24 protein-coding genes are annotated in these 25,408 nt (G+C 65.1%); 10 read left to right on the top strand and 14 right to left on the bottom strand.

Annotated features, from left to right (window positions below; all coding sequences use genetic code 11):
• Positions 1 to 13 precede the first annotated feature (13 nt).
• The 8 genes from NCR37_RS13500 (at position 14) to NCR37_RS13465 (ending at position 9,474) form a co-directional block, all read left to right on the top strand.
• The gene (locus NCR37_RS13500) at positions 14 to 1,213 is read left to right on the top strand and encodes a class I SAM-dependent rRNA methyltransferase (RefSeq protein WP_250473399.1); all 1,200 of its coding nucleotides are present in this window, start codon (positions 14 to 16) and stop codon (positions 1,211 to 1,213) included.
• Between the two features lie 132 nt (positions 1,214 to 1,345).
• Positions 1,346 to 2,431 carry a CobW family GTP-binding protein gene (locus NCR37_RS13495; RefSeq protein WP_250473398.1) on the top strand — a complete coding sequence of 362 codons (1,086 nt, stop codon included), beginning with the start codon at positions 1,346 to 1,348 and terminating at the stop codon, positions 2,429 to 2,431.
• Positions 2,432 to 2,949: 518 nt separating this feature from the next.
• Positions 2,950 to 3,366 (top strand): RNA polymerase-binding protein DksA, encoded by a 417-nt coding sequence (gene dksA / locus NCR37_RS13490; RefSeq protein WP_061122132.1) that lies wholly within the window; start codon positions 2,950 to 2,952, stop codon positions 3,364 to 3,366.
• Positions 3,367 to 3,722: 356 nt separating this feature from the next.
• The gene (hslV, locus tag NCR37_RS13485; RefSeq protein WP_159837392.1) at positions 3,723 to 4,259 is read left to right on the top strand and encodes an ATP-dependent protease subunit HslV; all 537 of its coding nucleotides are present in this window, start codon (positions 3,723 to 3,725) and stop codon (positions 4,257 to 4,259) included.
• Between the two features lie 12 nt (positions 4,260 to 4,271).
• Entirely contained in the window at positions 4,272 to 5,609 is a 1,338-nt protein-coding gene (gene hslU, locus NCR37_RS13480) for an ATP-dependent protease ATPase subunit HslU (RefSeq protein WP_250473397.1), read from the top strand.
• A 324-nt stretch (positions 5,610 to 5,933) separates the two neighbouring features.
• Positions 5,934 to 7,016, top strand: a complete 1,083-nt coding sequence (ada, locus tag NCR37_RS13475; RefSeq protein ID WP_250473396.1) for a bifunctional DNA-binding transcriptional regulator/O6-methylguanine-DNA methyltransferase Ada — start codon at positions 5,934 to 5,936, stop codon at positions 7,014 to 7,016.
• A 196-nt stretch (positions 7,017 to 7,212) separates the two neighbouring features.
• Entirely contained in the window at positions 7,213 to 8,832 is a 1,620-nt protein-coding gene (gshA, locus tag NCR37_RS13470; protein WP_250473395.1) for a glutamate--cysteine ligase, read from the top strand.
• A 141-nt stretch (positions 8,833 to 8,973) separates the two neighbouring features.
• A complete protein-coding gene (locus NCR37_RS13465) occupies positions 8,974 to 9,474 on the top strand; it encodes a hypothetical protein (protein WP_175938747.1) in 501 nt (166 codons plus the stop codon).
• A gap of 10 nt (positions 9,475 to 9,484) precedes the next feature.
• Here NCR37_RS13465 and NCR37_RS13460 read toward each other — a convergent pair whose 3' ends face one another.
• Both NCR37_RS13460 and NCR37_RS13455 read right to left on the bottom strand, forming a co-directional pair.
• Positions 9,485 to 11,044: a DHA2 family efflux MFS transporter permease subunit gene (locus tag NCR37_RS13460; RefSeq protein ID WP_250473394.1), complete on the bottom strand. Its 1,560-nt coding sequence runs from the start codon at positions 11,042 to 11,044 to the stop codon at positions 9,485 to 9,487.
• A 99-nt stretch (positions 11,045 to 11,143) separates the two neighbouring features.
• Positions 11,144 to 11,638: a MarR family winged helix-turn-helix transcriptional regulator gene (locus NCR37_RS13455; RefSeq protein WP_250473393.1), complete on the bottom strand. Its 495-nt coding sequence runs from the start codon at positions 11,636 to 11,638 to the stop codon at positions 11,144 to 11,146.
• 183 nt (positions 11,639 to 11,821) lie between these two features.
• Here NCR37_RS13455 and NCR37_RS13450 point away from each other — a divergent pair, with 183 nt between their 5' ends.
• Both NCR37_RS13450 and NCR37_RS13445 read left to right on the top strand, forming a co-directional pair.
• On the top strand, positions 11,822 to 12,109 hold the full coding sequence (locus tag NCR37_RS13450; protein ID WP_250473392.1) for a hypothetical protein: 288 nt from the start codon (positions 11,822 to 11,824) through the stop codon (positions 12,107 to 12,109).
• Positions 12,110 to 12,305: 196 nt separating this feature from the next.
• Positions 12,306 to 13,874 (top strand): efflux transporter outer membrane subunit, encoded by a 1,569-nt coding sequence (locus tag NCR37_RS13445; RefSeq protein WP_284506870.1) that lies wholly within the window; start codon positions 12,306 to 12,308, stop codon positions 13,872 to 13,874.
• A gap of 9 nt (positions 13,875 to 13,883) precedes the next feature.
• Here NCR37_RS13445 and NCR37_RS13440 read toward each other — a convergent pair whose 3' ends face one another.
• The 12 genes from NCR37_RS13440 to gspD form a co-directional block, all read right to left on the bottom strand.
• The gene (locus NCR37_RS13440) at positions 13,884 to 14,666 is read right to left on the bottom strand and encodes a type II secretion system protein N (protein WP_250473391.1); all 783 of its coding nucleotides are present in this window, start codon (positions 14,664 to 14,666) and stop codon (positions 13,884 to 13,886) included.
• Positions 14,663 to 15,166, bottom strand: a complete 504-nt coding sequence (locus NCR37_RS13435) for a type II secretion system protein M (protein ID WP_250473390.1) — start codon at positions 15,164 to 15,166, stop codon at positions 14,663 to 14,665. Before NCR37_RS13435 ends, NCR37_RS13440 begins: the two co-directional genes overlap by 4 nt.
• Complete coding sequence (gene gspL / locus NCR37_RS13430) at positions 15,163 to 16,512, bottom strand: type II secretion system protein GspL (RefSeq protein ID WP_250473389.1); 1,350 nt, start codon at positions 16,510 to 16,512, stop codon at positions 15,163 to 15,165. The genes NCR37_RS13435 and gspL overlap by 4 nt, the downstream gene beginning before the upstream one ends.
• Positions 16,513 to 16,543: 31 nt before the next feature.
• Positions 16,544 to 17,656 carry a type II secretion system minor pseudopilin GspK gene (gene gspK / locus NCR37_RS13425; protein ID WP_250473388.1) on the bottom strand — a complete coding sequence of 371 codons (1,113 nt, stop codon included), beginning with the start codon at positions 17,654 to 17,656 and terminating at the stop codon, positions 16,544 to 16,546.
• Positions 17,653 to 18,336, bottom strand: a complete 684-nt coding sequence (locus NCR37_RS13420; RefSeq protein WP_250473387.1) for a PulJ/GspJ family protein — start codon at positions 18,334 to 18,336, stop codon at positions 17,653 to 17,655. Before NCR37_RS13420 ends, gspK begins: the two co-directional genes overlap by 4 nt.
• Positions 18,314 to 18,712, bottom strand: coding sequence for a type II secretion system minor pseudopilin GspI (gene gspI / locus NCR37_RS13415; RefSeq protein WP_250473386.1), 399 nt, complete (start codon positions 18,710 to 18,712; stop codon positions 18,314 to 18,316). Before gspI ends, NCR37_RS13420 begins: the two co-directional genes overlap by 23 nt.
• Positions 18,712 to 19,194, bottom strand: coding sequence for a GspH/FimT family pseudopilin (locus NCR37_RS13410; RefSeq protein ID WP_350029061.1), 483 nt, complete (start codon positions 19,192 to 19,194; stop codon positions 18,712 to 18,714). The genes gspI and NCR37_RS13410 overlap by 1 nt, the downstream gene beginning before the upstream one ends.
• 12 nt (positions 19,195 to 19,206) lie before the next feature.
• Positions 19,207 to 19,671, bottom strand: a complete 465-nt coding sequence (gspG, locus tag NCR37_RS13405; RefSeq protein WP_250473385.1) for a type II secretion system major pseudopilin GspG — start codon at positions 19,669 to 19,671, stop codon at positions 19,207 to 19,209.
• Between the two features lie 140 nt (positions 19,672 to 19,811).
• Positions 19,812 to 20,225 (bottom strand): general secretion pathway protein GspC, encoded by a 414-nt coding sequence (locus NCR37_RS13400; RefSeq protein WP_206467272.1) that lies wholly within the window; start codon positions 20,223 to 20,225, stop codon positions 19,812 to 19,814.
• Positions 20,225 to 21,442 (bottom strand): type II secretion system inner membrane protein GspF, encoded by a 1,218-nt coding sequence (gene gspF, locus NCR37_RS13395; RefSeq protein WP_250473384.1) that lies wholly within the window; start codon positions 21,440 to 21,442, stop codon positions 20,225 to 20,227. The genes NCR37_RS13400 and gspF overlap by 1 nt, the downstream gene beginning before the upstream one ends.
• 4 nt (positions 21,443 to 21,446) lie before the next feature.
• Complete coding sequence (gene gspE / locus NCR37_RS13390) at positions 21,447 to 22,946, bottom strand: type II secretion system ATPase GspE (protein WP_502800519.1); 1,500 nt, start codon at positions 22,944 to 22,946, stop codon at positions 21,447 to 21,449.
• The gene (gene gspD / locus NCR37_RS13385) at positions 22,943 to 25,378 is read right to left on the bottom strand and encodes a type II secretion system secretin GspD (protein WP_250473383.1); all 2,436 of its coding nucleotides are present in this window, start codon (positions 25,376 to 25,378) and stop codon (positions 22,943 to 22,945) included. The genes gspE and gspD overlap by 4 nt, the downstream gene beginning before the upstream one ends.
• Between the last annotated feature and the right edge of the window lie 30 nt (positions 25,379 to 25,408).

Here is a 25,408-nt window from a genome sequence, read left to right as displayed (position 1 = left end):
TCTCATCATCGCAATGAACACCATCACGCTCAAACCGGCGAAGGACAAGTCGCTCGTTCGCCGCCATCCGTGGATCTACGCGAACGCCATCGCGCGCATCGACGGCAATCCCGCGCCCGGCGCGACCGTCACCGTGCGGGCCGCCGATGGCCGCTTTCTCGCTCGCGCGTCGTACAGCCCGCATTCACAGATTCGCGCCCGCGTCTGGACGTTCGACGAAGCCGAGCCGGTCGATCATGCGTTTTTCAAACGCCGCGTGCAGCGCGCGGTCGCGCATCGGCAGACGATGGTGCGTGACACCGGCGCGACGCGCCTCGTCTTCGGCGAAGCGGACGGCTTGCCGGGCCTCATCGTCGATTACTACGTCGCCGGTCAAGGCTCGCACGCGCAGCTCGTCTGTCAGTTCATGGCGACGGGCGTCGAGGCGTGGAAGCCGGCGATCGTCGATGCGCTGATCGCCGCGACCGGCTGCCCGAACGTCTACGAACGCTCCGATGTGTCGATCCGCCAGAAGGAAGGGCTGGAGCAGACGACCGGCGTGCTCGCGGGCGATCCGCCGCCGGAGACGCTCATCACGAACGAATGCGGCGTGCGTTATCACGTCGACGTGAAGCACGGCCACAAGACCGGCTTCTACGTGGACCAGCGCGACAACCGCGTGCTCGTGCAGCAGAACGCGCACGGCCGCGAGGTGCTGAACTGCTTCTGCTACACGGGCGGGTTTTCGCTCGCGGCGTTGAAGGGCGGCGCTGCGCGCGTGGTGTCGGTGGATTCGTCCGGCGAGGCGCTCGCGCTCGCGCGGGAGAACGTCAAGGCCAACGGGTTCGACGCGGAAAGAGCCGAATGGCTCGACGCCGACGCATTCAAGACGCTGCGCCGTCTGTACGACGAAGGGCAGCGTTTCGACCTGATCGTGCTGGACCCGCCGAAGTTCGCGCCGTCGCGCGAAACCGTGGACCGCGCCGCGCGCGCGTACAAGGACATCAATCTGAGCGGTTTCAAGCTGCTGCGTCCGGGCGGGCTGCTCTTCACGTATTCGTGCTCGGGCGCGATCGATGCGGATCTGTTTCAGAAGATCGTCGCGGGCGCGGCGGCCGATGCCCGCGTCGATGCGCGCATCCTGAAGCGCCTGGGCGCGGGCGTCGATCATCCGCTGCTCACCGCGTTTCCCGAAGGCGAGTACCTTAAGGGCCTGCTGTTGCAAATCGCGTAAGCGGCCTTATCTGGCTGCGGCAAGGTCACGCGGCGCAAAGCGTCTGCTGGGCGAATATGTTTCAATAACCGATTCAGTGCGCCACCGACCGGCCGCGCGATTCCGAACACTGACAAGGAAACAGGCGACACCATGATTCCCGTAACCATCCTGACCGGCTTTCTGGGCAGCGGCAAAACCACGCTGCTCAAGCGCATCCTGAACGAAAAGCACGGCATGAAGATCGCCGTGATCGAGAACGAGTTCGGCGAAGAGAACATCGACAACGAAATTCTCGTGCAGGAAACGAACGAGCAGATCATCCAGATGAGCAACGGCTGCATCTGCTGCACGATTCGCGGCGATCTGGCGCGCGCGCTCGAAGACCTCGCGAACCGCAAGAAGGCGGGCACGCTCGATTTCGACCGCGTGGTGATCGAAACCACGGGTCTCGCGAATCCGGGTCCGGTCGCGCAGACGTTCTTCATGGATAACACGGTCGCCGACGAATTCCTGCTCGACGCGATCATCACGCTCGTCGATGCGAAGCACGCGAACGCGCAGCTGGATCAGCACGAAGTGGTGCAGCGCCAAGTCGGTTTCGCGGATCGGCTGTTCATCACCAAGTCCGATCTAGTGGATGCAGACGCGCTCGAAGCACTGAAGCACCGGCTGCTGCACATGAACCCGCGCGCCGCGATCAAGGTCGTAAATTTCGGCGATGCGGACATCAAGGAAATTTTCGATCTGCGCGGGTTCAATCTGAATTCGAAGCTGGAGATCGACCCGGACTTCCTCGCGGAAGACGACCACGATCATGACCACGCTCACGCGCATGATCACGCGCACGATGATGACGATCACGACCACGCCACGTGCGGTCACGATCACAGCCACGATCACGAGCATCACCACCACCATCATCACGCGCACCACGACGACAAGATCAAGTCTTTCGTGTATCGCAGCGACAAGCCGTTCGACCCGAACCGTCTCGAAGACTTCCTCGGCGGCATTTTGCAGATTTATGGCGAGCGCCTTCTGCGCTACAAGGGCGTGCTGTATATGAAGGGCGTCGATCGCAAGGTCGTCTTTCAGGGCGTGCATCAGATGATGGGCAGTGATCTCGCCGCCAAGTGGATGCCGATCGAGAAGAAGAACAGCAAGATGGTGTTCATCGGTATCGAGCTGCCAAAGGATCTGATCACCGACGGCCTCGACGCCTGCCTGGTGAAATAACGACCCGGCACGCATTTCGCTGATCTGCGCCAAGCGCGCAGAAAGGCGGGACGCAACGTCGATGCGAAGATAAACGCCGCCCGCGAACCTTGCCGGCGGCGTTTTTCGTGGGCGTTTATTGTCGCGGTTATGTAGTCGCGCCCACCAAGCGACATCGCTTTTTGCGTGTTCAGGCGTTATATTTTTGAAATTCCGGCGGCTTTCGACAGGGTTTTCCTCGGTTATCGTCGGAAATTGCGGTTCAGTTACAATACAGCCCCACTGGAGAAGGGCGAATCCGTTCGGCGCATACGAATACGGGCGTTGGCCGGCGGATGTCAGAAAAGGATGCCCCGGCGGACGATCTGCTGATAGGCCGCGAGGGCCACGAGGCGAGCGTTATCGGAGCAGCCAATATCGGTTTCCAGAGGAGTTCGGCCCCGCATCAAGTGTCGCGTGACGCCAAAACGCTGCATGCATGCGGGCAACGCAAGTGCGGGCGTTGCGAAGACATCGCCTTACATTGAAGAAGCAAGCAGATGACAACGAAACTCTTGACCGAAGCCGAAATCCTGAAGATGAGCGAGAAGGACTACATGAACGAGGAACAACTCGCCTTCTTCAAGAACCGGCTCGAGCAGTTGCAAGCGGACATTCTCAAGAATGCCGGCCAGACGACGGAAAACCTGCGGGAAACGGTGATCGTGCCGGACCCGGCGGACCGCGCGACCATCGAAGAAGAGCATGCACTGGAACTGCGCACGCGCGACCGCGAACGCAAGCTCCTGAAGAAGGTGCAGCAATCGCTCGCGCGCATCGAATCCGGCGACTACGGCTGGTGCGAAGAAACCGGCGAGCCGATCGGCATTCCGCGTCTGCTCGCGCGCCCCACGGCCACGCTCTCGCTCGAAGCGCAAGAGCGCCGCGAACTGCGCCAGAAACTCTTCGGCGACTGAAGCGGCAACCGCGCGGCGAACGGTGCGGGTCCGCCCGCAACGGGGAACGCGCCGCCGCGAAAATCCGCGAAGTCGGGCGCTGACACCCGAAAAAGGCACACGAAAGGCACACCATTAGCGTGTGCCTTTTGCTTTTCGGGCGTCCAAACAACCCACACCTTGATAATTCAGGCCGCGCCCTAAACTGCTCCGAACGCGCCCGCTCATCGCGAAGGCGCGCGCGCGGCGCCGTACGCTCCGAGCCTTCCGGCCAGGCGGAACCCCGCGCCGTGCACTCCATCGAATTCTCGACTGCGTGGCGGCTCGTCACTGATCGCAAGCCGCCCGCGTTCTTCTGGTTTTCTTAAGGAACGCACATGGAACAATTTCACGGCACGACCATCGTCTCCGTGCGACGCGGCGGCAAAGTCGCGTTGGGCGGCGATGGTCAGGTGACGCTCGGCAACATCGTCATGAAGGGCGGCGCCAAGAAAGTGCGCCGCATCTATGGCGGCAAGGTGCTGGTCGGCTTCGCCGGCGGCACGGCCGACGCGTTCTCGCTGCTGGATCGCTTTGAAGCGAAGCTGGAGAAGCATCAGGGCAATCTGACGCGCGCCGCCGTCGAACTGGCGAAAGACTGGCGCACCGACCGCATGCTGCGCCGTCTCGAAGCCATGCTAATCGCGGCCGACGCGCAAGCCACGCTCGTGATCACCGGCAACGGCGACGTGCTCGATCCCGAAAACGGCATCTGCGCGATCGGCTCCGGCGGCGCGTATGCGCAAGCCGCCGCGCAGGCGCTCGCGGAAAACACCGAGCTTTCGCCGCGCGAAATCGTCGAAAAGGCGCTGACCATCGCCGGCGACATGTGCATCTATACCAATCACAATCGCGTCATCGAGACGATCGAATAAAGGAACCCAGCGATGACCACCATGACTCCCTCCGAAATCGTCTCGGAACTCGACAAACACATCATCGGCCAGGGGCGCGCAAAGAAGGCGGTTGCCGTCGCGCTGCGCAACCGCTGGCGTCGCCAGCAGGTCGCCGAGCCGCTGCGCCAGGAAATCACGCCGAAGAACATTCTGATGATCGGGCCGACGGGCGTCGGCAAGACCGAAATCGCGCGGCGTCTCGCGAAGCTCGCGGACGCGCCGTTCATCAAGATCGAGGCGACGAAGTTCACCGAAGTCGGCTACGTGGGCCGCGATGTCGACAGCATCGTGCGCGATCTGATCGAAATTTCCGTCAAGCAGACGCGCGAGGCGGAAATGAAGAAGGTGCGCACCAAGGCGGAAGATCGCGCGGAAGACCGCATTCTGGATATCCTGCTGCCGAGCGCGCGCCCGGTGGGCTTCGGCGCGGCGGAGTCGACCAGCGAAGGCGATAACACCACGCGCCAGACGTTCCGCAAGCGCCTGCGCGAAGGCGCGCTGGACGACAAGGAAATCGAACTGGACGTCGAGCTGCCGCAAGTCGGCATGGACATCATGGGGCCGCCGGGCATGGAAGACATGACCGAGCAGATTCGCTCGATGTTCGCGAATATCGGCGGCGGCAAGAAGACGCGCCGCAAGGTGAAGGTGAAGGAGGCGCTGAAGCTGCTGACCGACGAGGAAGCCGGCAAACTGCTCAACGACGAAGAGGTCAAGACGAAGGCGGTGCAGAACGTCGAGCAGAACGGCATCGTGTTTCTGGACGAGATCGACAAGATCGCGTCGCGCAGCGAAGTCGGCGGGGCGGAAGTCTCGCGGGCGGGCGTGCAGCGCGACTTGCTGCCGCTCGTTGAAGGCACGACCATCAACACGAAGTACGGGATGATCAAGACGGATCACATTCTGTTCATCGCGAGCGGCGCGTTTCATCTCGCGAAGCCGAGCGATCTGATTCCCGAATTGCAGGGGCGTTTCCCGATTCGCGTCGAGCTGGATTCGCTGTCCGTGGGCGATTTCGAGTCGATCCTGAATTCGACCGATGCGAGTCTCGTCAAGCAGTACAAGGCGCTGCTCGCCACCGAAGACGTGGAACTGGATTTCGCCGATGACGGTATCCGGCGTTTGGCCGAAATTGCGTTCTCCGTGAACGAGAAGACCGAGAACATCGGCGCGCGGCGGCTCTATACGGTGATCGAAAAGCTGCTGGAGGAAGTGTCGTTCGCGGCGGGGAATCACGCGGGCCAGCCGGTGAAGATCGACGCGGCGTACGTGGATCGCGCATTGGGCGATGTCGCAGAAGACGAGGATTTGTCGCGCTACGTGCTGTAAGTCGCGCCGACTAGAGAGAACCGGGCCTTCGCGCCCGGTTTTTTTGCGCGTGCTGCGCGAGAGGCAAAAAAAAGCCCGCCTAGTCGGCGGGCTGAATCCATATCAGGAGGAGACATGGAGGAGACAGTTCCAATAATACACAGCGGGTTGATGCGACGCAATAGAAATTTTAGTAAAAACCCCTATGGCGCCGAAGTGTGGTATCTGCGCGTCACTTTTTGTTGCAACGCTGGACTCGGGGAAAATGACAGAGCAAGGAACGGCGCGTAACCTCACCGGCACGGCTTTACATTGGACGCGTACCCAAAAGCCGCCGAGGTCATCATGAACGCCCCTGAATTCACCCGCTATCAAACCGACGAAAGCCGCTGGCAAGCCGTCGCCGAGCGCGACGCCAAAGCCGACGGCACATTCTTCTTCGCCGTGCGCACGACCGGCGTGTTCTGCCGGCCGTCGTGCGCGTCGCGGGCGCCGCGTCGGGAGAACGTCTTTTTCTTCACGACGAGCGAAGAAGCCGAAGCCGCAGGCTATCGCCCGTGCAAGCGTTGCCAGCCGACGAGCCTGCCGCGCGAACTCGCCATTGTCGAGCGCGCGTGCAAGGTGCTCGACGCCGATCCGCAGCAGCGCATGACGCTCGCGCAACTGAGCGACGCCGTGCATGTCAGCCCGTTCCATCTGCAAAGGCTGTTTTCGCGGATCGTCGGCATTTCGCCGCGGCAGTATCAGGCCGCGCGGCGGGCAGGCGTGCTACGCGACGCGTTGCAGCGCGGCCGCGACGTCACGCGCGCGGCGCAGGACGCGGGCTTCGGTTCGCCGTCGCGCATGTACGAGGCCGCGCCGGCGGAACTGGGCATGACGCCTTCCGCGTATCGGCGCAAGGGCGCGGGGCTGACCGTGCGTTATGCCACCGCCGCCACGCCGCTCGGCGCCGTGCTCGTCGCCGCGACGGACAAGGGCGTCTGCAAGATCGCATTCGGCGATGATCCTGCCACGCTCGTCGACCAACTCGCGGTCGACTTCGCGCTCGCGGAGCGCATGCAGGACGACGCGCGCATGGAGCCGTTCATCGCGCAGATTCGCGCGTATCTGCACGGCTCGCGCGAGCGCTTCGATCTGCCGCTCGACATCGGCGCGACCGCGTTTCAACAGCGCGTGTGGGACGCGCTCTGCCGCATTCCCTACGGCGAGACGCGCAGCTACACGGACATCGCCGCGTCGGTCGGTTCGCCGGGCGCGGTGCGGGCCGTCGCGAGCGCATGCGCGTCGAATCCGGTGGCGCTGGCGATTCCGTGCCATCGCGTGATCGGCAAGGACGGCGCGATCGCGGGCTATCGCTGGGGACTGTCGCGCAAGGAAGCGTTGCTCGACACCGAGCGCGCGCATAGCGAAGCCGGAAAGGTCGCCTGAGAGCCGGATTTCGGTCGAAGCGCCCGGCGTCGAACGACGCGCGGGCGCTTTTTCATTGCAACGGCGTTTCGCGTCGATCGCGCTGCGAACCGCGCCAATCGGCGCCCCAAGCACGGGCAACACCGAGATGTTAAAGTGCCCGCTACCCGAAAATTTGACCGAGCGCGTTCCAGTGCGCTCCTTGCAGAACGCTTCAATGGCAAACACGAATTCCGCTCACTCCGCAGCCGGCGCGTATCGGCGCAGGCTCGCCGCGCTCGCGTCGGGCTCGCATGCCGACGCCCTGCGCCAGGGCTTGCGCGGCATCGAAAAAGAAAGCCTGCGCGTGACGTCCGAAGGCAAGCTCGCGATGACGCCGCATCCGCGGTCGTTCGGCTCGGCGCTCACGCATCCGTTGATCACGACGGACTACTCGGAAGCGCTCGTCGAACTCATCACGCCCGCCGAGCCGGACGCCGCGCGCGCGCTGGAGCGCCTCGACGCTATCCATCGCTTCGCGTACGCGCATCTCGGCGACGAGCTGCTGTGGAACCACTCGATGCCAAACGAGTTGCCCCCCGAGAACGAGATTCCGCTCGGCTATTACGGCACGTCGAACATCGGCAAGCTGAAGCACGTGTATCGCCGCGGACTCGCGCTGCGCTACAGCCGCACGATGCAATGCATCGCCGGCATTCACTACAACTATTCGCTCGACGAGAACGTGTGGCGCGCGTGGCAGGCGCTCGATCCGGCGAGCACGCTGTCGTTGCAGGATTTCCGCTCGGAGCGTTACTTCGCGCTGATCCGCAATTTCCGCCGCACGAGCTGGCTCTTGATGTATCTGTTCGGCGCGTCGCCCGCGCTGAACAAGCGCTTCGTCGAAGGCAAGCCGCATCGACTGGAAGCCTTCGGCAGCGACACGTTCTATCTGCCGCATGCCACCAGCCTGCGGATGAGCGATCTCGGCTACACGAACAATCCGGCGCAGGCGGATCTGCTGCCGAGCTACGACCGTCTGGACGCTTACCTCGACGTGCTCGCGAAAGCCGTGAGCCAGCCGTACGCGCCGTACGAAGCCATCGGCACGCAGCGCAACGGCGAGTGGGTGCAGATCAACACGAACGTGCTGCAGATCGAAAACGAGTTCTACTCGACCATCCGCCCGAAGCGCGTCACGCGCTCCGGCGAGCGCCCGCTGCACGCGCTGGCCGAGCGCGGCGTGCAGTACATCGAAGTGCGCTGTCTGGATATCGATCCGTTCGCGCCGGCTGGCATCGCACTGGAGACCGCGCGTTTCCTGGATGCGTATCTGCTTTACTGTGCACTGGAAGACAGCCCGCTGTTGCCGCGCGAGGCCAGCATCGAGGCAAACGACAACTTCAGCGCCATCACGAAGGAAGGACGCAAGCCGGGCCTCACGCTGCGTCGCGACGGCGCGGACGTGTCCATGCAGGAATGGGCGAACGAATTGTTCGATGCGATCGAGCCGGTCGCGGGGACGCTCGACGCGCTTTCCGGCAACGACGACCACATGCGCGCACTCACGGCGCTGCGCCCGCGCATCGCGGATGCTTCGTTGACGCCGTCGGCGCGCGTGCTTCAGATGATGCGCGACAAGAAGCAGTCCTTCGACGAGTTCGCGTTCGATATCAGCCGCGAGCACGCGGACCACTTCCGCCGTCGCCCGCTGCCGCCTGACGAAGAGCGCAAGATGGAAGCGCTCGCGGCGCAGTCGCTGGCCGAACAAGCCGCCATCGAACGCGAGCAGACCGAGCCGTTCGACGCGTTCATCGCCGCATACGGGAACTACAAGCCCGACAGCGTCGGTGTTTAAGCGCGCATAACGGGCACTTTTTTCTTGCTGCGCCGTGGCGCGAGCGGCAAAAACGACGCGTTTTGCAACAGAGGGAAACGCGCCGAACAGCGCACGCGCGTGCGGGCCAAAATCGGCTTTTTATCGACTATCGGGAATGCGATGAACTACCGACTCATCAGCGCAGCCGCGTCGCTGGCCTTGATCGCCGGGTGCGCGGCCGAAACGCAGGTCAGCAGCCAGACGATCGAACAGGCCACCGCGCCGCTCACCTGCATGAGCAAGCTCGAATGCGACGCCTGGTGGGCGCGCGCTCAGGTCTGGGTGACGAATCATTCCGAATACAAGTTGCAGGCCATCACCGATTCGGTGATTCAGACGGCCGGTCCATCGAGCGGCAAGCGCGCGCTCGCGTATCAGGTCACGAAGACGCCGAGCAACGAAGGCACCGCGACCATCGGCTTCGCGGCGCATTGCGACAGCCCGCTCGGATGCGACCCGAATCCGTGGCAGGCGGGCGCGGACTTCAAGCAGTTCGTGCGCAACGGCACGTCGCGGCCCGTGAATGCGACGCCGCAAGCCGTTCAGCAGCCGCAGCAGATGCAGTCGGTGCCGCTTAATCTGGACAGCCAGCCCGCGCAGTCCGTCACGCCGATTCAGTGACGCCGGCGCGTCAATGCCCCATCGACGCCGACGCGCCCTTGCGCGGACGCGTCAGCCAGACCATCGCGGCGAGCACCAGAAACGCATAGAACGAGATACGGAAGAAGTCGTTGGTCGACATCATGTACGCCTGGGCGGCCACGACGCGATCCAGTTGCGCGGTGAGCGCCTGTCCCGACAGGCCCACGCCCGACAGCAAATCGGAATACGCGGTGGTCGTCTGGGCGTACGGCGTGACCGATTCGGTGAGCACGGCGTGATGCCGGATCATGTCGTTTTCCCAGAACGTGGTGCTCACCGCCGTGCCGATCGCGCCCGACAGCGTCCGCAGAAAATTCGATAGCCCCGCCGCGCCCGCCAGCCTTTCGTCGGAGACGCTGGAGAGCGTGATCGTCGTCATCGGCACGAAGAAGCACGCCACGCCGATGCCCTGAATCAGACGCGGATACACGATGTCGTGGAACGGCGTGTCGAGCGTGAACGTCGAGTTCCAGTACGACACGAACGCGAACACGATAAACGCGAAGCTCGCCACGACGCGCAGGTTCATGCGATGCATGTTTTGGCCGATCATCGGCGAAAGCACCAGCGCGAGGATGCCGACCGGCGCGGTCGCGAGTCCGGCGAGCCAGGGCGTGTAGCCGAGCACGGTTTGCAGCCACAGCGGCAGCACGACGACCGATCCGAAGAACGCGAGAAAGCCGAGCGACGTGATAAGCACGCCCATCGCGAAATTGCGGTCGCGAAAGAGCGACAAGTCGATGACCGGCTCTTTCTCCGTGATCTCCCAGACGAACATGAACGCGAGCGAGATGGCCGCGATGATCGCCAGCGCGACGATGAAGTTCGAATTGAACCAGTCGCGGTCCTTGCCGAGGTCGAGCATCATTTGCAGACTCGCGACGCCGATCACCAGCAGCGCGAGCCCGACGCCGTCGATGCGCTGATTCGTCGTCTTCGTCTCATGGCCGCGCAGGAGGAAATACGCGATAGCCGCCGAGAACACGCCGATCGGCACGTTGATATAGAAGATCCACGGCCACGTGTAGTTGTCGGTGATGTAGCCACCCATCACCGGGCCGAAGATCGGCGCGACGATCACGGTCATCGCCCACAGACCAAGAGCGAGCCCGCGCTTTTCCGGCGGATAACTGCGCATGAGGATGGTTTGCGAAAGCGGGACCATCGGGCCGGAGACGAGACCTTGCAGCAGCCGGAATGCTATCAGCGACTCGAAGTTCTGCGCAAAGCCGCACAGCGCCGAGGCGACCGAGAACAGCAGCACGGAAATGGTGAAGAGCTTCACCTCGCCGACGCGCCGCGCGAGCCAACCGGTCAGCGGCACCGCGATCGCGGAGGCAACCGAATACGACGAAATGACCCAGGTGCCTTCGCTCGTCGCGACGCCGAGGCTGCCGGAGATGGTCGGCACAGCGACGTTGGCGATGGACGTATCGAGCACTTCCATGAACGTGCCGAGCGCGAGACCCATCGTCAGCAAGGCGAGGATACCGCCGGTCAAGGGAGCCGGAGCGGCGGGACTAGGCGCGGTCGTGGCGGTTGTTGACATTGTTCTTGTGCTCCAGCGCGTGGATGATGCGTGTCGCGGCATTCTCTGCCCAGACAGTGAATAGGGCAACAAGTGCCAGTCAAAAGTCGATGAATCGCTCTATTCGCCGTCGGACTCGTCGAGCCCGCAGGCGCTACCGTCTGCCGGCGAATTGCCGATGATGCGTGCCAGCATGGCGATCAGCGAATCCAGTTCGGCGCGGCTGAAACCGTGCAGTTGCTGGTTGAGCACCGCCGCGCCAATGGCCGGCAGCCGCGCGGCGGCGTCTTGCCCCCGCCCAGTCAACGTGAGTTCGACAATGCGCCGGTCCGCGTCGCTGCGCGTGCGGCTGACGAAGCCTTTCTTTTCCAGCCTGTCGAGCATGCGCGTCATCGACCCGCTGTCATACGACATTTCTCGCGACAGTTCGAGCGGCGTACGGGCCCGCCCCGACGCCAGCGAAAGGATGACGCCGATTTGCTGCGACGTGAGATCGAGCGGCTTCAGCGCCTCGTCCGTGCGCGCGACCAACACATTGCGAGCCTTCGCGAGGTGATAGCCGAGGCTCGTTTCGAGGCGGATCGTGGCGGGATCGTAGAGCGGTTCGCTATCCATGCGGTTGACGTCGGCGCGGGGTGCCGCGAAACAACAGTTCGGTAAAAAGCAATCGCCAGTATCTTGAAAAGTAGTTGCATAGTCAATATTATTCTATGCAACGAGTTATGCGCTTCATGCGCCGCCCGAGACCATGTTTTGATCCCAGCTGCGTCGTTCGAACGACGCCTGAAGAGACCGTAAATGACCCGCTTCGCAGAGACCGCCCGCACCGCCAGCCGACGCATCGGCCAAGTCAGCAGCACGATCGCCAGTGCTTCCCGTCACTTCGTCCCGCCGAAGTTGAATTCGTGGAAGCTCGCGCTTTATCTGATCGTGTTCCTGCTGCCGGGCGGCTCGCTGGCGGTCCTCGGAATGGGCTGGTTCGAAAACCGGCATCGGCGCAAGGGCGGGGCATCGGAGAAATCGGGCGGTGCGTCGTCCCGCGGGCTGATCGGCGGGCCGTGCACGGGCGGCTCGACCGGCCGTTGAATCGCGGTCATCGTCACGAGTAACGCGCCGTAACCTATATTCTCCCGCACGTAACACCCGCCTTACGGCGAAGCCGTTACCCTAACGTCTGCCCGACGCCCGCTGCGAATCGCGCAGCGGGCGTTCCGTTACTATCTCGGCTGACCGCGTTCGCCGCACCGGACGAACCGCCGCCAACCGAATTCTCGACAAGCAGATGCCGTATCGCCCCGCCGTTTCCGCTTCCATCACGTCCCGCCATCCCGCCGCTCGCCGCACCGCGCGCAATCTGAGCGCCATTGCGATTGCCACCGCCTGCGCGATGTCGATTGCCGGTTGCGCCGTCGGCCCGGATTATCAGCGTCCCACCACGCCGATGCCCGCTGCGTACAAGGAAGCGCCCGAAGGCTGGAAAGTCGCGCAGCCCGCCGACCGTGAGGACCGCGGCGACTGGTGGAGCGTCTACGACGACGCGCAACTGAACGATCTCGAAACCCGTCTGAATCAGTCGAACCAGACCATCGCGCAGTACGCGGCGGCGTATCGGCAGGCGCGCGCGCTGGTCGGCGAGGCGCGGGCGGCGTATTTCCCGACCATCGGGGCGTCCGCGTCGGCGTCGCGTTCGGGCAGCCGCCTGACGACCGGCACAGCCACAAGCCGCAGCACGGTCGGCAACGACTACAGCCTCGCGCTCGATGCATCGTGGGAGCCGGACTTGTGGGGCAGCATCGGCCGGACGGTGACGGCACAGAAGGCGGGGCAGCAGGGCGCGGCTGCGGACCTCGCCAACGCGCGTCTGTCCGCCCAGGCGACGCTTGCGCAGACGTACTTCCAGTTGCGCGCGCTCGACCTGCAGCAAGAGCTGCTCGACGAGACCGTCGCCGCGTATCAGCAGTCGCTCAGGCTCACGCAGAACCAGTATGCGCAAGGCATCGTCGCGCGCTCGGACGTGATTCAGGCGCAGACGCAGTTGCAGTCTGCACAGGCCGCGGCCATCGATAACGGCGTGGCGCGCGCGCAGTACGAGCATGCCGTCGCGGTCCTCGTCGGCGAGCCCGCGTCGACGTTCTCGCTCCCCGCAATGCCGCTCGACGCCACGCCGCCGACCATTCCCACGGCGATGCCGTCCGCGCTGCTGGAGCGGCGTCCGGATATCGCGTCGGCCGAGCGCAAGGCGGCGGCGGCGAACGAACAAATCGGCATCGAGATGGCGGCGTATTTCCCGACGCTCACGCTGTCGGCGCAGGGCGGGTTCGAAAGCACGGTGTTGTCGCAATTGCTACGCGCGCCGTCGCGTTTCTGGACGCTCGGGCCGGATATCGCCGCGACGATTTTCGACGGCGGCTTGCGCGCGGCGCGCACGGAAGCCGCCCGCGCCGCCTACGATCAGAACGTTGCGACGTATCGGCAAACGGTGCTGACCGCGTTTCAGGACGTCGAAGACAATCTCGCGTCTCTGCGCATTCTCGAGAAGGAAATCGTCGTGCAGCAGCAGGCGGTTCAGTCCGCGCAGCAGGCGCTCGCCATCATCAACAATCAGTACAAGGCGGGAACGGTCGCGTTCATCAGCGTGCTGACCGCGCAGACCACGGCGTTCACGGCCGAACAGAAGCTCGCGAGCATCGCGGGCCAGCGCATGGTGGCGTCGGTGGGGCTGGTGAAGGCGCTGGGCGGCGGCTGGGACGTCGCGCAGATGAACCGCGAGACGGGCGGCGTGCAAGCGCCGGCCCCGGCTTCCGCGCCCGAGGCTGTGTCCGCGACGGAAAAGAACGCAGCCGGCGGCTGATCTCGCGCTCTAATAATGCGCGAACGTCAGCGCGACGGTATCGGGATCGGTGTGTCGGCCGAGCAAATTCAACAGTCCCGCCAGATTCTCGCGCTGCTGCGGCTCCGCTTTCGCGGTGCCTTCGAAGGTCGTCGCGTCTTGCGAGATCACGCCGCTGCCGGTCAACAGCAAAGGGCCGCGGGTTGTCGAGAGATCGATGCTCGCCGTCGCCCCTTGAGCCTGCAACGCGACCCGATACGACCCGAGCGGCTTGACCCGCGACACGCGCGAAGCCATGTCGTCGAGCGTCACCACGAACTGTCCGTAAGCGTTTTTGCCGAGCAACCGGAATTCGGTCCACGAAAGCCGCACCGTTCCCTCGAAGTTCAGCGTATTGAACGGCGCGCCTAGACCGGCGAGCAGCGTCGCCGGAACCGCGATTCCGCCCGCCGAAAGCGTCGCGCCGCGCGTCGTGGCATCGACGACCAGGGGATCCGGCATCGCCTCCGTCTGGCGCATGGTCATATGCACGCGGCCCGTGAAAAGCGGCCAGAACGCCGTCGTCCATTCGATGCGCCCCGGCAGCAGCGTCGCGCCGGAGCCGTCGCTGCTCGCCGCGAGCATCAGCGTTGCCGAGCCGCGCCACAGCGAACCCGAAGGATCGGCGAGATTCACGTGGCCGCCCGTCGCCTTCGCGAACTGCGGCGTGATCCACGCGGCGGGCATCATCACGAGCAGCGTTCCCGCCACCGACAGCACCATTACGATGAGTCCCGGCAGCGCGAGCCTGAGTCGGCGAGTCCAGTAGCTCATTTGACGCTGGCCGGTTGCAGCGATGCCGTCAGGTCCACCTGACCGTCCGGCTTCAGCGCCTGAATGTGCGCTTCCGACACCTGCACCTTGAACTGCTTGCGCGCGTCGTCGAGCCACATCGTCCAGTTCGGAAACGACGCGTTCTTCAACTGAATCTGCACCGCCGCGCCGATGACCTGCACCTGCGTCGGCTGCATGTTGTTGTCCGCGAGCGACTTCGCGAGCGCATCGCGCAGCGCGCCGCCCGTCGGCGTCACGCCCTCGGCGCTGCCCGCGAGCGAGCGCGCTTCGTTCGCTTGCGCGGTCATCGTGGCGAGCTGGCGCTGCATCGTCGGCAGGGTGTCGCGCAGGCGGGCGCGTCCTTCGTACGCGGGCGCCCACAGCACGAGATAAATCAGCGCAATGCCGAGCAGCAGGCCGCCCCACATCAACAGCGTCTTTTCGCGCGGCGTGCGCGCCTCCCAGAACTCGGAGAGCGTTCGTCCGATTTCCGCTTTCATTGGCCGCTCCTGATGGTCCATTTGCCGGTGTTCGTGTCGATGGCGCCGTTCAGCCCATTGGCCGCGAGGCGCTTGCCGAGGTCAGGATCGACCTTGATGTCCGGCTTGAAAGTCACTTCCAGATGACGGTCCCGATAATCCAGCCCAGCGATGCCGTTCACCGGCACGGGACCGAGCGAGCGCGCGAGGCCGTCGGCGAGCGACAGAAAATCCGACGGCGACAACTCGCCCGACGCCACGCGCAGCCGGTCGAGATTGCGCGACATCTGGTCGGGCGCGTCGAGCACGGTCGTGGTCTTGGGGAACGCGTTGAGCAGCAGTTCGGTCATCTGCGCGTTGATGGCGTCGCGCTGGCGCGAAAGCTGAATCCACTGCACGTTGATGCCGACAATCGACACGATGACCGACGCCGCCACGAGCGCGATCGGCACGCGCAGGCGGCGCATGGTCGCGCGGTCGAGCCGCCACGGCTGCGCGGCGAATTCGAACTGGCACAGGTCGAAGCGGCTCGCGAGCGCATTGCGGGCGAGCGCCTCGAATGCGAGCGGCTGCGCGCTCGCGACGGCCGCATGTTTGCCCGACGCCGCGAGACGCGGCTCGTCGCCGGGAATATCGGCAAGCGAATACAGCGTCAACGGATGCTCGCCCGCGAGCGCGTCGAGCGTGGGCGCAATCGAATCGATGGGCAACGCGAGCCCTTCGCCGAGCGCCGCGCGTTCGCCGCGCGCGATGGCGATTTCCACGCGGGGCGCGCCGCCGGTCGCGGGCGCCGCCGCTTGCACGTCACCGATCAGCGCGGGCGCGGTCGAAATCACGTTGCCGAGCAATCCCGCGATAAAGGGCGTCGGCGGCGCTTCGGCGGCTTCTTCTTCGCCTTCCGGCGTCTCGATGACAGGCGCGGCGGCCGGAACGGGCAGGCAGCGCGTGGCCGGAACCGCCTTCAGATTGCGATGCCCGGTGCTCATGAACGCATCGCAGACAAAGCGGAACCAGCCGCGATCGATCACCGCGACCACGCGCCGCCCGTCGGCGAGCGCGACCGGATCGACGGCGATGTGGCACGTCTGCGGGTCCTGAATCAACTGGTCTTCGACCACGTTCGGCAACGCCTGGCGCAGCCTCGGACCTTTGAGCGGCGGAACGGTGGCGGCGAGCAGCAGCGTGTCGCGCGCCGCGACGATCAGCACGGTCGCGTTGGCGCGCGGCAGAAGGCCGACAGCGGCGCGGCCGGCGCGCTGCGTCTCGCCGCGCTTGTCCAGCAGCAGAAACGGCAGGTCGGGCAGTTGCCACTCCTGCGAGCGCACGGCGGGATCGCGCGGCGGTAATAGAACGATCAGTGTGCTCAAAGGCCACTTCCTCTTGTCAGTAACAGCGTCATCAGAGCGCGTCGCGCGTAAAGACGATGCGCGTGGTGTGCGTCGTCGGATCGCGGTACACGAGCGTCGTGCGCTCCAGTTGCGCGCGCTCATGTTCGACGCGGCCGTGAATCACAAAATAGCGCGTGGTGACGTCGAGCTGGTTCGGGTCGATCGACGTGGAACGGACGCCCGCGCCGGTCAACGCGAGCTGCACGTTGCCGATATCGTGGAAAAACACCGTCTCGCGCCGGGCGACGAACGCCTGCGCCTGCGAGAGGCTCATGCCCGGCACCACGGCCGCGACCACGGTAGCCGGCGCGGTGTTCATGTTCACGGCGGTCGTCGTCGGCAGCACGGTCACGAACGGCCGCAGCTTCGCGACCGCTTCGGCCGAAAAGCCGGGCACGTCGAGCAGCGAGTCCACGCTGATCATTTGCAGCGGCGCGACCGGCGCGTCGCTATCGGCGTCCTTGAGGCCGGGATCGTCGGTGAAATTGCCGCCGCCCGTGCCGCCGCCTTGCGCAATCGCCGCCATGGCCTCCGCGGGCGAGCTCGCCGCAGTCGCGGCGTTGCCGGTCTGCGTCTGGAAGCGCGTCGCGGAGCGCGAGAGTCCCGCGCGCATCTGCAAGGCGACCGTCTTCGCGAGCGATCCGTTGATGCCGAGCATCGTCAGAAGCCGCTGAAACGCCTGAATCTGCTCGACGTTGATGGTCAGCACGCCGGGCGTCGGCGTCGCGACGAGGTTACGCAAGTTGAACTTCGCCTGCGCGTCTTCGATGGAGCCGGACAGGAACGTCTGCGCGCCTTCCTGCGAACGCACTTCGCCGATCTGTCCGAGAAAGTCGGAGAGCTTCGTCTTCGCGATGGGCACGCCCCACACGCCGCCGAGATACGTGACGGTCGGCGAAGTATCGGCTTCGGAACGCAGAATGAGCCGCGTCCAGTCGAGCGCGCTGCGCGAAATCCACTGCGCCTGCGCAAGCAGCCGCTGATTTTCGATGCGCCGCACCTGCACCTGCTGCCGCCACAACATGCCCGACACGAGAATCGACGAGAGCGCGACCACCAGCAACGCGCTGATGATTGCGACGCCGCGCTGTCTTTTGCTCAGGCCCGATGCACGCATCGTCATTCTCCGACCAGAAACACGCGCGTGATCGGCACGCGCAGATTCGGCGCGCCGACCGCCACCTGAATGCCCGACACGGCACGCGCGAGCGGCGCGTTGCCCAGTTGCGGCACCTTCAGATTGTTGTCGTTCTCGTTGATCTGCGAAAGCACGTCGGCCATGCGCGTCGTCCAGCCCTTTTGCGGAATGTAGACGCGCGTCGCGAGCGACCGGACGCCGCCCAGCAACGGAACCGCGCTCCAGCCATCGGCGGTATCGGCGGACGACAGCGCGCGCCGCACCTCACCGACGTTTTCGAGCGGCGGCGACGCAAATCGCACGATGCGCCCGTCCGTCAGCCGATAGCGCACCACCTGAAGGCGCGGCGCGGTGGCCGGCGCGAACACGCCGCGCACGATCTGCAGGGTGCCGTTGCCGAGCGAAACGGCGGGCTGGCCGGCTTCGTCGTCGGTCGCGGCCTGACGCGCGTCGATGCGCATCTGGTCGAACAACTGCGCGACCACGCGCTCGTCTTCCATCGCGTTCGTGATGGTCGCGCGGCCGCGAATGATCTGGTCCAGCCCGCGCCACGACAACACCGCGATCACCGCGAGAATGGCGATAGCGATGAGCATTTCGAGCAGCGTGAAACCGCGCTGCCGGCGCGCCGCGCGGCGGGGCTCAGAGCGAACGATTTGTTTCATTCGCCACCACCGTGACCATCTGCGCGAGATAACCGGCGCGCCCGGGCGTCGCGACGAACATTTCGACGCGACGGAAAATAGGATTCGGCGTCGCCGAGACGCGCTGTGTGCAGACGAGCTTCAGATTGCCCTGCGAGCAGTCGAAGGTGCGCGAGCCGATGTCCGGAAACACATGCGCGAGCCGCAGTTGCGCGAGTTCGTTGTCGGCGCTCCATCCTGCGAGCAGACGCCGATGCAGGTCCGCTTCGCTGGTCGCCATCGACCCGACCGCTCGCAGCGACGCCGCGAGCGCCACCGCGAGGATTGCCAGCGCGACGAGCACTTCGATCATCGTGAAGCCGCGTTCCGCGCCGCGTTTCGTGGATCGCGCGCGCATCACCGCACCTGAAAGCGGCCGTTGCCGCTGCCGATGATCGTCGCGCGGCCTACCGCCGAAACGAGCGTGATTTCCATGGGCGTGTCTATGGCTTCGGTGCCGAAGACGAGCCGGCTCACGGACTTGTCGGAATCGAGAAACTGAATGCTCACGCTCGTCACGCCGCCTTCCCAGCGGCGGGCGCGCAAGAGGTCGTCGCGCAGCGGGCGCCAGCCGTCTTCGGTGCGAATGTCGAAGCGGAACCCGCCTTCCACCGGCTGAAACGCGATCGGCCGGGCGCGCACTTGCGCTTCGTCGCCCGCCGATTCGAACAGCAGCGCGAGCCGTTGCGCTTCCTCGTTCAGATCGGTGCGCGGATTGCGCGTGAGCTGCAGCGACGCGAGCGACACGAGCAAGCCCGCGATGACCAGCACGACGAGCATTTCCAGCAGCGTGAAACCCGCATTGCGACGCGCCGCGCTGTGCCTGCCGTGCCTGTTCACTTCACGTTCCTTTTACTGCCACGAGCCGACGTCGGCATCGTTGCCCTCGCCGCCCGCCTTGTTGTCCGCGCCGTAGCTGAACACGTCGATTTCGCCGTGCACGCCCGGATTCAGATACTGATACTGACCGCCCCACGGATCAGCCGGCAGGCGTTCCAGATAGCCGCCGTCCTTCCAGTTGTTCGGCACGGGTTCCGTCGTCGGCTTTTCGACGAGCGCGCGCAGACCCTGCTCCTGCGTCGGATAACGGCCGTTGTCCAGCCGGTACAGCTTCATGGCCTGCATGATGGTGCCGATGTCCTGCTTCGCGGCCACCCGACGCGCTTCGTCGGGGCGGCTCATGATCTTCGGCACGATCAGCGCGGCGAGAATGCCGAGAATCGCGATCACGACCATGATCTCGATGAGCGTAAAACCGCGTTGACGGCGCGCCTTGGCCTGGGTGATTTCCATGCGGCGTTGCGTCCACATTTGCATGACTGCTACCTCGTGTTGATTCAGGGCTTGCGCCCGCTTGATTTAAGAAACATGCGGCTCCGTTCGACCGAAGCCGCCGAGCATTCTATCGACCCGCTTTCATCGCGCCGTGACCGCTGTCAACGCGCGGCCTGGCGTGCTCAACGGACGTAGATCGTCGGTCCGGGCGGCACGGGCGGCAGGAAGATTTCCGACTTCACGCCGTTGCGTTCGACGATGATCGAACGCGCTTTCACCTGCGAGAGCTTCACGCCCTGCGCGAGCGGCCCGCCGAGCGACACCGCCCGCGGCGGCTCGCCGCCGTAGCTGACGATGGCCGCCGCGCCGCCTTGCAGCGCGAGAATGCCGAACAGATGCACGTCCGAATTCGCTTGCCGCTCCAGTTGCCCGCCGAAGATCGTCGCGGCCTGTTCGACCGACGGCGTGCGCGTCGCGGCGGCGGCGGGCAGCGGCGCGGTCTGGCGAGAAGTCAGCGTGACGACCCAATAAGTCACCGTCACGCAAAAGAGCGCGAGAGCGGCGAGCGTGAGCAGGCGGGTTTGCAGGGCGTTCATTACTGCACCAGATTATTCAGTTCGATGATCGGCAGCATCACCGCGAGCACGATCACCAGCACGACGCCGCCCATCGCGAGAATCAGGAGCGGTTCGAGCAGGCTCGTGAGAAACATCGTGCGGCGTTCGAGTTCGCGCGCTTCGCCTTCGGACGCACGGTCGAGCATCGTGGTGACGTCGCCGGTGGCTTCGCCCGAGCGGATCAGATGCACGAGCACGGGCGGAAACGTCTTCGTATTGGCGAGCGCGCGCGAGAGCGCCGAGCCTTCGCGCACGCGCACGATCGCGTCGTCGACGTTCTGGCGCATCGCGGCATTGCTCAACGTTTCGCCCGCCGCTTGCAGCGCGCGCAGGATCGGCACGCCGGCGGCCGTGAGAATTGCGAGCGTGCTGGCGAAGCGCACGGTGTTATAGCCGCGCACCAGCTTGCCGACGAGCGGCGCCGTCAAGAGCCAGCGGTCGAACGCCAGGCGCGGCCCCGGCCGCGACAGGATGCGCCGCACGAGCCACGCGACCAGCACCACGCCGATCAGCACCGCCCACCAGTAACTACGCACGAAGGCGGACAGCGCCATCATCATCACGGTGAGAAACGGCAGCGCCTGCTTCGTGCTCGCGAACACGTTCACAACCTGCGGCACCACGTAACTCAACAGGAACGTGACGATGCCGAACGCGATGATCGTCACGATGCCCGGATACGTGAACGCAAGAACGATCTTCTGCTTCAACGCGTTGCGCTGCTCGATGTAGTCCGCGAGACGCGAAAGCACGAGGCCGAGCTTGCCGGTATGCTCGCCCGCCGCGACGAGCGCGCGATAAATCTCGGGGAAATCCTTCGGATGCTGCGCGAGCGCGTTCGCGAACGAATGGCCGCCGAGCACTTCGGCGCGGATCGCGGCCATCAGTTCGCGGATGTAATCCCGCTCGGACTGCTCGGTGAGCACGGATAACGTTTCGCCGAGCGGCAGGCCGGCGATCAAAAGACTGGCGAGCTGGCGCGTGAGAATGGCCTGTTCGCGCTGCGACAGCCGTCGACCGAGCGAGAGCCGCTGCTGCCGTTCGCCGCGCGTGCGCGTGCCCGCGGCCTCGACGACGAGCGGCGTCAGTCCTTGCGTGCGCAGATGGCTGCGCGCGGCGCGGGCGCTGTCGGCGTCGAGCACGCCGGTCTGCGTCTTGCCCGCCTGGTCGATGGCTTCGAAACGGAACGCCGGCATACGCTTAGTCTCCGCCTGTCACGCGCAGCACTTCTTCGAGCGATGTCACGCCCGCGTTCAGCCAGCGGTTCCCGTCTTCGCGCAGCGTGCGCATGCCGTGCGCGCGGCCCGCCGCGAGAATCTCGGCATCGGCGGCGTTGCGATGGATCAGCGGGCGAATGGCGTCGTCGATCAGCAGCAGTTCGTACACGCCGCGCCGGCCCACGTAGCCCGACTGGCCGCATCGGTCGCAACCGACAGGATGCCAGTGCTTCACGCCGTCTTCTTCCTCGCGCTCTTCCTTGCACACCGGGCACAGCTGGCGCACGAGACGCTGCGCGAGCACGCCAAGCAGCGACGACGCGAGCAGATACGGCTCCACGCCCATGTCCGTCAGACGCGTGACGGCGGAGGCGGCGTCGTTCGTGTGCAGCGTGGCGAGCACGAGGTGGCCGGTCAGCGACGCCTGCACCGCGATCTGCGCAGTTTCGAGGTCGCGGATTTCACCGATCATGATGATGTCCGGATCCTGACGCAGAATGGAGCGCAACGCCCGCGCGAACGTCATGCCGATGCGCTCGTTCACCTGCGTCTGGCCGATGCCCGACAGATCGTATTCGATCGGGTCTTCCACCGTCATGATGTTGGTGGTCGTGGTTTCGAGCCGCGACATCGACGCATAGAGCGTGGTCGTCTTGCCCGAGCCGGTCGGCCCGGTCACGAGCACGATGCCGTGCGGCCGGCCAATCAGCTTGTCGAACTGGACGAGCGTGTCGCGCGCCATGCCGAGCGTTTCGAGGTTCAGCCGCTGCGCATCCTTTTCGAGCAGACGCAGCACGGCGCGCTCGCCGTGGCCGGTCGGCAGCGTGGACACGCGCACATCCACCGGGCGGCCGCCGACGCGCAGCGTGATGCGGCCATCCTGCGGCAAACGTTTCTCGGCGATATCGAGCTGCGCCATGATCTTGATGCGCGAAATCAGCGCGCCGTGCAGCGCCTTCTTCGGGCGCACGACGTCGCGCAGCGTGCCGTCGACGCGAAAGCGCACGACCGACGCGTTTTCGAACGGCTCGATGTGAATATCCGACGCCTGTTCGCGCGCCGCCTGCGTCAGGAGCGCGTTGATCATGCGGATGATCGGCGCGTCGTCTTCGGATTCCAGCAGGTCTTCCACTTCGGGAATGTCCTGCATCAGGCGCGAGAGATCGACTTCGCCTTCCACTTCGCCGACCACCTGCGCCGCGCTGCCGTCGTTACGGGCGTACGCCGAGTTGATCGCGGCGGCGAGTTCGTCGCCGGACTTGCGGACAATCGTGAGCGCGCCGAAATTGCGCGCGACTTCCGCGAGCGCCGCGTCGTTCGTGCGCTCGCTGATCCACACTTCGATGCCGTCGGCATGCTGCTGGGCGACCAGAATCTGGCCGGTACGCGCGAAGCCGTAGGGCACGAGCCGCGCTGCGAGCGGCGACGCGGCCGTTGCTTCCGTGGTGGTCGTGGTGTCGGCTTCGGCGTTCAGCGTGTTCACGGCTGTCCTCCCGTCTGATTGCCGCCGAGCGGCGCGGCGCTCGGCGCGTTGTTCGGCACCGCATAGCCCGTCGCGGCGTTGCCGGGCATGGCGTTGGTCGCCGCGTTACCGGGCATCGCGTTGGTCGCGCCGTTCGCGGGCGCCGGGTAACTATTCTGCGGCGCGCTCTGATACGGCTGCGGCGCGGGACCGGCGTTCGGATCCTGCGGCAGCGTCGTGCTCGGCACACCGCGCGTCAGGTTGTTCCAGTCGAGCAGATTCTGGGCCGGCGCGCCGCCGCCTTCGCTCGGTCCGAGCGGCTTCGGCGGCATCACCGGCACGTTCTGGTCCTTGATGAGGCGGTTGTCCGTCGTCGAACCGTACTGCTGATTGCGCAGATATTCATAGCGCGTGTTGGCGATCTGCGAGGCCGTCGCCTGATCGCGAACGATCACCGGGCGCAGGAACACCATGAGGTTCGTCTTCGTGCGCGTCTTGCTTTCGCTGCGGAACAGGCTGCCGATGAACGGAATATCGCCGAGCAGCGGAATCTTGCTGTTGTTGTTGTTGTACTGATCCTGCATCAGGCCGCCGAGCACGACGATCTCGCCGTCGTCGGCCAGAATGGTCGACTGCACCGAGCGCGTGTTGATGGTCACGCCGCCCGGATCGGTCTTGGTCGTTGCATCGACGCTCGAATCTTCCTGATAGATCTGGAGCTTGAGCACGCCGCCGTCCGTAATCTGCGGCTTGACGTGCAGCGTCACGCCCACGTCGCGCCGGTCGAACGTGTTGAACGCGGTCACGGACGTGGCGGCGTTCGCGGTCGGCGTGGCGTACGAGCCCGTCACCACCGGCACGTTCTGGCCCACGACGATTTTCGCTTCCTCGTTGTCGAGCGTGATGAGGTTCGGCGTGGACAGAATGTTCGCATCCGCCGAAGTGGAGAGCGCCTGAAGCAGGCCGCCGAGCCCGAACAGATTGCCGAAGCGGTGCAGCAGGCCGATGTTCAGGCCATTGGCGAGGAGGCCCGTGGTCGAGGTGACCGCCGACGGATTCTGCGCGATCGCATTGCCCTGCACGGTCAGGTCGAAGATGTTCGTGTTGCCCGAGCCGAAGCTCGTGCTGCCGTAGAGCGCGTTGTTGCCGCCGTTCGAGAGCAGCAGGCCCTGCCACTGAATGCCGAGGTTCGCGCCCGTGGTCGCCGAGAGTTCGACGATCAACGCCTCGATATAGACCTGCGAGCGGCGCGCGTCGAGTTGGTCGATCACCGTGCGCAAATTGCGGTAGACCGGATCAGCCGCGGTGATGATGAGCGAATTCGTCGCGGAATCCGCCTGGATCATGCCGCCGCCGCCCGTGTCGTTTCCGGTGTCGTTGTCCTTGTTCGAGGAGAAGCCCGCGTCGCGCGTGCCGCCGGTGCCGGACATCGGGTTGTTGCCCGTGCCCGAACCGCTGCTGCCGAGGCCGCCGGGCAGAGGCGGAACGCCGGAGGTGCCCGTGGAACTCGACGAATTGCCAAGCCCGCTTTGCCCGAAGGAATTCGACGAGTTGGAATTGGAGCTGCTCGACGAGTTGTCCGAGTTGCCGCCGCCCTTGCCCAGCATGGCGCGCAGCGTCTTCGCGAGCCGCGTCGCGTCGGCGTTGCGCAGCGGAACGACGTGCATGTTGCCCGGTTCGGACGTCGGCGCATCGAGCTTTTTCGCCAGCGCCTTCGCGGCCGCGAGCCGCGCGCTGCTGGAGGCGCGGAACATCAGCGAGTTGGTGCGCGGGTCGGCCGTGACGGTGACTTTCAGCGTCGCGTCCGTACTGCCGATCGTGCCGGGATCGAGCAGCTTGTTCATCTGGTCCGCGACATCGATTGCGTTCGCGTTCTTCAGCTGCACGATGTCAACTTCACGGCCCGCCGCCGTGTCGATGCCCGCGATGATGCCCGCGATGCGCCGCACATTGTCCGCGTAGTCCGTGACGACGAGCGTGTTGTTCGCGGGGTAGGCCGCGATGGTGTTGTTCGGCGAAATGAGCGGCCGCAGCACCGGCAGAATGTTGTTCGCCGACTCGTTGTGCAGCACGAACACCTGCGTGACGACCTGATCGCCGCGCGCCGGCGGCGCATTGCCGACGTAGGTCGGCACGCCTTGCAGCTTGGCGTCGGCTTCGGGCACGACTTTCAGGACGCCGTGATCCTGCACCAGCGAGAAGCCCTGCATGCGCAGCGACGCCTGCAGCGTCTTCAGCGCCTGCTCCTCCGGCACCGGATTTTCGGAGACGAGGTTGAGCTGTCCCTTGACGCGGGGATCGACGATGATGGTTTTGCCGGTGGCCGCGCCGATCGCCTTCGCGACCTGGTCGATATCGGCATTGACGAAATTCAACGTCACTTGCGCGTGCGCGGCTTGCGCGACGATAAGTCCCGCCGCCAGCAGTGCCGTCGCGATGCGACGCAGTGCCATAGGTTGTCTTCTCATGGATGTGATGTCTGA

Source organism: Caballeronia sp. GAFFF1 (assembly GCF_023630705.1).
Taxonomy (GTDB): domain Bacteria; phylum Pseudomonadota; class Gammaproteobacteria; order Burkholderiales; family Burkholderiaceae; genus Caballeronia.
Note: the sequence above shows the minus strand (reverse complement) of the source record. Positions and strands in the feature narration are given on the sequence as shown.